Annotated in this window: 2 tRNA genes, 3 rRNA genes and 1 pseudogene; 5 read left to right on the top strand and 1 reads right to left on the bottom strand. The window is 45.1% G+C overall.

Annotation, left to right across the window (positions count from 1 at the left end):
- The first annotated feature begins 963 nt into the window (after positions 1–963).
- From BLP80_RS13995 to rrf, 5 genes are all read left to right on the top strand, one after another.
- Positions 964–2,501: ribosomal RNA gene (locus BLP80_RS13995) — 16S ribosomal RNA — on the top strand.
- Positions 2,502–2,604: 103 nt separating this feature from the next.
- Positions 2,605–2,681: transfer RNA gene (locus BLP80_RS13990), tRNA-Ile, on the top strand.
- A gap of 6 nt (positions 2,682–2,687) precedes the next feature.
- Positions 2,688–2,763: transfer RNA gene (locus BLP80_RS13985), tRNA-Ala, on the top strand.
- A gap of 289 nt (positions 2,764–3,052) precedes the next feature.
- Positions 3,053–5,978: ribosomal RNA gene (locus BLP80_RS13980) — 23S ribosomal RNA — on the top strand.
- An 88-nt stretch (positions 5,979–6,066) separates the two neighbouring features.
- Positions 6,067–6,179 (top strand): 5S ribosomal RNA (gene rrf, locus BLP80_RS13975).
- Together the 16S, 23S and 5S rRNA genes with 2 tRNA genes alongside form the textbook arrangement of a ribosomal RNA operon.
- A gap of 571 nt (positions 6,180–6,750) precedes the next feature.
- On the opposite strand, the pseudogene BLP80_RS13970 reads toward rrf, so the two are convergent.
- Positions 6,751–7,203 (bottom strand): annotated as a pseudogene (locus BLP80_RS13970) (IS982 family transposase); the annotation flags it as partial.
- Positions 7,204–7,301 lie beyond the last annotated feature (98 nt).

Raw genomic sequence — 7,301 nt, 5'->3', positions numbered from 1 at the left:
TTGCGAGGAGTTCAATGCTACTGAAACCTTCTTTCCTCGATCTGGACTTCGTCTGATCTTTAAATTGGGGTCATCTTAAAATCGTCGGGATCAGGGGGTCTGAAGGTGTTTCAGGGGATTCTTGGCATCACCAGCTGGGTGAGATTCTAATGAAATAATCAAAATCAGCTGGAAGTGTTGCCATACCTTGCTTCAGCTTGTATATGACAACTGAGAAGCAGTTAATATTTTTAGCCATAAACCGTTTGCAGTATTAGGTTTCAGCTGTTCTCACCATAAATTTCAATTGAGGAATTTAGGTTTATAGCAATTTTTGGTGGATGTATGAGTTGGCGTTTGATTTCTTGTGCGCGCTGCTTCTTTTGATTTAATAGATCCGGTAAGTCAATTGGCATTGGTGACATAGCATGGTGCGGCCGGTATTTGTATTCATTAAGTTAAGCGTGCTGTCTCTGATTGTTTGCGCCGCGTTGCATATAAAACCATAAATTTATATTTGCTCGCATCTTGAAAAGAGATGGATGGTGTTATTTTGCTATGTTTCCTATATTGAGCAAATAATTAAAGAACAGCTCAGCAACGTTCGACAACGCGATGAGTCATTATCGATAGGAAGTGGGAAATATTTCATCTTGCTTGTAAGGATCTGATTTTTCAGATAAATGATTGATCTTTGCTCATCTGTTCTTCAGGTTAAATCATTTTCTTGAAAAAAAATGATTTAAAAGCTTGACCCGACAATTAGGTTCTGTATAATGCACATCTTCGTTGCTTGAGCGGCATTAGCAAAAAGCAGCAAGTTCTTTAAAAATCAACAACCAATAAATGTAGGCGCTTAGTAAAAATATAATTAAACAGGTTTGCAGTCAAGTTTAATTATTGAAAACTAAGAATGTAAATAGGTTATTAGTTCAAAAGTATCTGTAATGGGTATGAACTAAAAGCTAGCAAAAGAGTTAAATTAAACTGAAGAGTTTGATCCTGGCTCAGATTGAACGCTGGCGGCATGCTTTACACATGCAAGTCGAACGGCAGCACGAGGGTAACCTTGGTGGCGAGTGGCGAACGGGTGAGTAATACATCGGAACGTATCTTGAAGTGGGGGATAACGCATCGAAAGATGTGCTAATACCGCATATTCTCCAAGGAGGAAAGCAGGGGATCGAAAGACCTTGTGCTTTTAGAGCGGCCGATGCCTGATTAGCTAGTTGGTGGGGTAAAGGCCTACCAAGGCAACGATCAGTAGCTGGTCTGAGAGGACGACCAGCCACACTGGGACTGAGACACGGCCCAGACTCCTACGGGAGGCAGCAGTGGGGAATTTTGGACAATGGGCGAAAGCCTGATCCAGCCATGCCGCGTGAGTGAAGAAGGCCTTCGGGTTGTAAAGCTCTTTCGGTCGGGAAGAAATAGTTGTGGCTAATATCTGCAATGAATGACGGTACCGACATAAGAAGCACCGGCTAACTACGTGCCAGCAGCCGCGGTAATACGTAGGGTGCAAGCGTTAATCGGAATTATTGGGCGTAAAGGGTGCGCAGGCGGTTATATAAGTCAGATGTGAAATCCCTGGGCTTAACCTAGGAATTGCGTTTGAAACTATATAACTAGAGTGTGACAGAGGGGAGTGGAATTCCATGTGTAGCAGTGAAATGCGTAGAGATGTGGAAGAACACCGATGGCGAAGGCAGCTCCCTGGGTTAACACTGACGCTCAGGCACGAAAGCGTGGGGAGCAAACAGGATTAGATACCCTGGTAGTCCACGCCCTAAACGATGTCAACTAGTTGTCGGATCTATATAAAGATTAGGTAACGTAGCTAACGCGTGAAGTTGACCGCCTGGGAAGTACGGTCGCAAGATTAAAACTCAAAGGAATTGACGGGGACCCGCACAAGCGGTGGATTATGTGGATTAATTCGATGCAACGCGAAAAACCTTACCTACCCTTGACATGCTCGAAATCTTGCAGAGATGTGAGAGTGCCCGAAAGGGAATCGAGGCACAGGTGCTGCATGGCTGTCGTCAGCTCGTGTCGTGAGATGTTGGGTTAAGTCCCGCAACGAGCGCAACCCTTGTCATTAATTGCCATCATTAAGTTGGGCACTTTAATGAGACTGCCGGTGACAAACCGGAGGAAGGTGGGGATGACGTCAAGTCCTCATGGCCCTTATGGGTAGGGCTTCACACGTAATACAATGGCGCGTACAGAGGGTTGCCAACCTGCGAAGGGGAGCTAATCTCATAAAGCGCGTCGTAGTCCGGATCGGAGTCTGCAACTCGACTCCGTGAAGTCGGAATCGCTAGTAATCGCGGATCAGCATGTCGCGGTGAATACGTTCCCGGGTCTTGTACACACCGCCCGTCACACCATGGGAGTAATTTTCACCAGAAGCAAATAGTCTAACCGCAAGGAGGGCGTTTGCCACGGTGAGAGTTATGACTGGGGTGAAGTCGTAACAAGGTAGCCGTAGGGGAACCTGCGGCTGGATCACCTCCTTTCTAGATAAAAATTACTAAGCGCCTACAATTTATTGGTTGTTTATAAGTCAGAATGGCAAATGAGATATTATGCAAAAGGTTGTGCTAATACTGGATCCTTTATGGGTCTGTAGCTCAGTTGGTTAGAGCACACGCTTGATAAGCGTGGGGTCGGTGGTTCAAGTCCACCCAGACCCACCAAGATTGGGGGGTGTAGCTCAGCTGGGAGAGCACCTGCTTTGCAAGCAGGGGGTCATCGGTTCGATCCCGTTCACCTCCACCATAATAGTATTTGGTTTAATGAAAATAAATTAGTTGTAAATTAACTAATTTAGATTTGTTGAGGATAGGCAAAAATATCTCATTTATTGTTATGATTTTGCTCTTTAAAAATATAGAAAATAGTAGATTGTATATTTAACAAATTCAGAATTTATAATACTGAAAATAAGTATTAAATAAGTAATTGTTTTTAATATTTATTGGAAGATAAAGTGTTGTCCGGAAATATGGATAATGTTTTTAAATTTCTGGGGTTGTGTATCAAGTAATAGAGGTTCTCAAAAATATAGGATCAAGCAAATAAGTGCATGTGGTGGATGCCTTGGCGATTACAGGCGATGAAGGACGTGGAAGTCTGCGATAAGCTTCGGGGAGCTGACAAACAAGCTTTGATCCGGAGATTTCCGAATGGGGAAACCTGACTCCTGCTTAGTTGGTTTAATGGAGTGTGAATCAATTAAGCAGGAGTCGACTTTAACTGAATATATAGGTTAAAAGTTGCGAACCTGATGAACTGAAACATCTAAGTAATCAGAGGAAAAGAAATCAACCGAGATTCCCAGAGTAGTGGCGAGCGAAATGGGAGTAGCCATCAATTTTTAGCATTGGAATTAGCCAAATTTTCTGGAAAGTTGAACCGTAGAGAGTGATAGTCTCGTAGGCGAAAATTCTAATGTGGAACTAGGGTTGAAAAAAGTAGGGCGGAACACGTGAAATTCTGTCTGAAGATGGGGGGACCATCCTCCAAGGCTAAATACTCGTAATCGACCGATAGTGAACTAGTACCGTGAGGGAAAGGTGAAAAGAACCCCGGGAGGGGAGTGAAATAGATTCTGAAACCGCATGCATACAAACAGTGGGAGCCCCTTTTTGGGGTGACTGCGTACCTTTTGTATAATGGGTCAGCGACTTACATTCAGTAGCAAGCTTAACCGATTAGGGGAGGCGTAGCGAAAGCGAGTCTTAATAGGGCGAATTAGTTGCTGGGTGTAGACCCGAAACCAGATGATCTACTCATGGCCAGGATGAAACGAAGGTAACACTTCGTGGAGGTCCGAACCCACTAATGTTGAAAAATTAGGGGATGAGCTGTGGGTAGGGGTGAAAGGCTAAACAAATCTGGAAATAGCTGGTTCTCTCCGAAAACTATTTAGGTAGTGCCTCATGTATAACCTTTGGGGGTAGAGCACTGTTATGGCTAGGGGGTCATTGAGACTTACCAAACCATTGCAAACTCCGAATACCAAAGAGTTTAAGCATGGGAGACAGACATCGGGTGCTAACGTTCGGTGTCGAGAGGGAAACAACCCAGACCCTCAGCTAAGGTCCCAAAGATATAGTTAAGTGGTAAACGAAGTGGGAAGGCATAGACAGTCAGGAGATTGGCTTAGAAGCAGCCATTCTTTAAAGAAAGCGTAATAGCTCACTGATCGAGTCGTCCTGCGCGGAAGATGTAACGGGGCTAAACTATACACCGAAGCTAGGGATTTACACGTAAGTGTAGATGGTAGGAGAGCGTTCCGTAGGCCTGTGAAGGTGATTTGTAAAAATTGCTGGAGGTATCGGAAGTGCGAATGCTGACATGAGTAGCGATAAAGGAAGTGAAAAGCTTCCTCGCCGAAAACCCAAGGTTTCCTGTGCAACGTTAATCGACGCAGGGTGAGTCGGCCCCTAAGGTGAGGCAGAAATGCGTAGCTGATGGGAAACTGGTTAATATTCCAGTACCTTTACATAATGCGATGCGGGGACGAAGAAGGTTAGCTCAGCCAGGTGTTGGATGTCCTGGTTGAAGCGTGTAGACATGCTGCCTAGGCAAATCCGGGCGGCTAAGTTGAGACGTGATAACGAAACGCCCTTCGGGGCGCCAAGTGAGTAATACCATGCTTCCAGGAAAAGCCGCTAAGCTTCAGTTATGTAAGGACCGTACCGTAAACCGACACAGGTGGGTAGGATGAGAATTCTAAGGCGCTTGAGAGAACCCAGGAGAAGGAACTCGGCAAATTGACACCGTAACTTCGGGAGAAGGTGTGCCTTTAGTAAGTGAATCGTTTCGCACGAGGAGCTGAATAAGGTTGCAATAAAAAGATGGCTGCGACTGTTTAATAAAAACACAGCACTCTGCAAACACGAAAGTGGACGTATAGGGTGTGACGCCTGCCCGGTGCCGGAAGGTTAAATGATGGGGTGCAAGCTCTTGATTGAAGCCCCGGTAAACGGCGGCCGTAACTATAACGGTCCTAAGGTAGCGAAATTCCTTGTCGGGTAAGTTCCGACCTGCACGAATGGCGTAACGATGGCCATACTGTCTCCTCCTGGGACTCAGCGAAGTTGAAATGTTTGTGAAGATGCAATCTACCCGCGGCTAGACGGAAAGACCCCGTGCACCTTTACTGTAGCTTTACATTGGATTTTGACAATACTTGTGTAGGATAGGTGGGAGGCTATGAGATATGCTCGCTAGAGCATATGGAGCCGACGTTGAAATACCACCCTGGTGTTGTTAGGATTCTAACCTAGGTCCATAATCTGGATCGGGGACCGTGTATGGTAGGCAGTTTGACTGGGGCGGTCTCCTCCCAAAGAGTAACGGAGGAGTACGAAGGTACGCTAGGTACGGTCGGAAATCGTGCTGATAGTGCAATGGCATAAGCGTGCTTAACTGCGAGACTGACAAGTCGAGCAGGTGCGAAAGCAGGTCATAGTGATCCGGTGGTTCTGTATGGAAGGGCCATCGCTCAACGGATAAAAGGTACGCCGGGGATAACAGGCTGATTCCTCCCAAGAGTTCATATCGACGGGGGAGTTTGGCACCTCGATGTCGGCTCATCACATCCTGGGGCTGTAGCCGGTCCCAAGGGTATGGCTGTTCGCCATTTAAAGTGGTACGTGAGCTGGGTTTAAAACGTCGTGAGACAGTTTGGTCCCTATCTGCCGTGGGCGCTGGAAATTTGAGTGGGGCTGCTCCTAGTACGAGAGGACCGGAGTGGACATACCTCTGGTGTACCGGTTATGACGCCAGTCGTATTGCCGGGTAGCTAAGTATGGAAGAGATAACCGCTGAAAGCATCTAAGCGGGAAACTTGCCACAAGATTAGATTTCCCGGGGAGTAAATCCCCCTAAAGGCTCGTTGAAGACTACAACGTTGATAGGTCGGGTGTGGAAGCATAGTAATATGTTAAGCTAACCGATACTAATTGGCCGTGAGGCTTGATCCTATAATTTTGAGAATAATGAGAAATTCTTGTTATAATAAAATATACTAAAAGTTTTCTGTTTTAATGTATTTAAAACAAAAGAGTTATGCTTGGCGGCAATAGCGCTTCGGAACCACCTCTTCCCATTCCGAACAGAACCGTGAAACGAAGTAGCGCCGATGATAGTGTGTTTTCGCATGTGAAAGTAGGTCACCGCCAAGCTCAATTATCAAAATGGTTGGTATGGTTAAAGTAGTATGAAACTAAAGCCATACTCAATATACGTGTTAAAATAACACTCTCAAATCCGATACTGCTTAGTATCACTTCCTGTGTGGCGTGTTATCAAAGATATATACGCACTCTCTAAATATAAATTGTTCCAGTTCAATAATATTGATGTATTTATCTGATGTTATTTGGTTTGGGAGGATTGGTTCTGAATAAGAAATCAACTCTGAGAAAGAATGATAGTTGTCTAAAGTACGATGTTTACAAGTACTGCATCCGATGATAGATACGGATTGGGTTATTTCCATGGCTTGTTTATGGTGGGTTTTTTGCAATAATCTGCTACTCATTCGTCAGCTGTTACAATTCCTGATCGCATATAATTTACCTAATTTGTTAAATAGGGCGTGCTGGAATTACTGTAACTATTCAGCGTAGTTTTTCCCTTAAAAATGCCTCAAGTCTGATTGGCAGACTCATTTGATCTCAAACGCACAGAAATAGCTATTAAAATGGATTGGTTAGCATTTACGTTAGGTACGTGAGTTCGGTATAAAAATCATTACGCCGCAGCTGGAAGAGCCTGGGATAATCTAATATTAAGAGAAGGCTTCTTCTCGCGGCAGGTGTAAGCCACTAGCCCGGCTATCAAATTAACAAAGAAGTTAAATGGACTGCGATGGCGGGAATGTTCGATTTGTGAGATGTTTTTCAATTGATCATTGACAGTCTCAATGATCGAGCGTTTACGCAACAGAAGTTTGTCAAACAGCGGCAGCAGCTTGTTTTTCATGTTCTTACGCACCTTGGTAACGAGCTGTACGCCTTGCTCCCAGAGTTGCTCAAAGAGCGGCTGAGAGATGTAACCCCGGTCACCAAATAATTTCCCAAACAAAGAGTGTGCCAGCTCCGGTACTGGATCACGGTCGTCGACATTGCCCGCCGTGATTTTCACTCCCGGCAATTCCCCTTGGTCATTGATGACCAAGTGCAACTTGAACCCATAAAACCAACCCACGCTAGTACTCAGTCATTCTTCTAAAGTCGGGTAAAGTTTCTTCAATTTTACCCGAGCGTCATCATTCGTAAAGCGCCACTCCATGGGACGTGCGG

The organism is Nitrosomonas sp. Nm132, from assembly GCF_900100485.1.
GTDB lineage: Bacteria > Pseudomonadota > Gammaproteobacteria > Burkholderiales > Nitrosomonadaceae > Nitrosomonas.
Note: the sequence above shows the minus strand (reverse complement) of the source record. Positions and strands in the feature narration are given on the sequence as shown.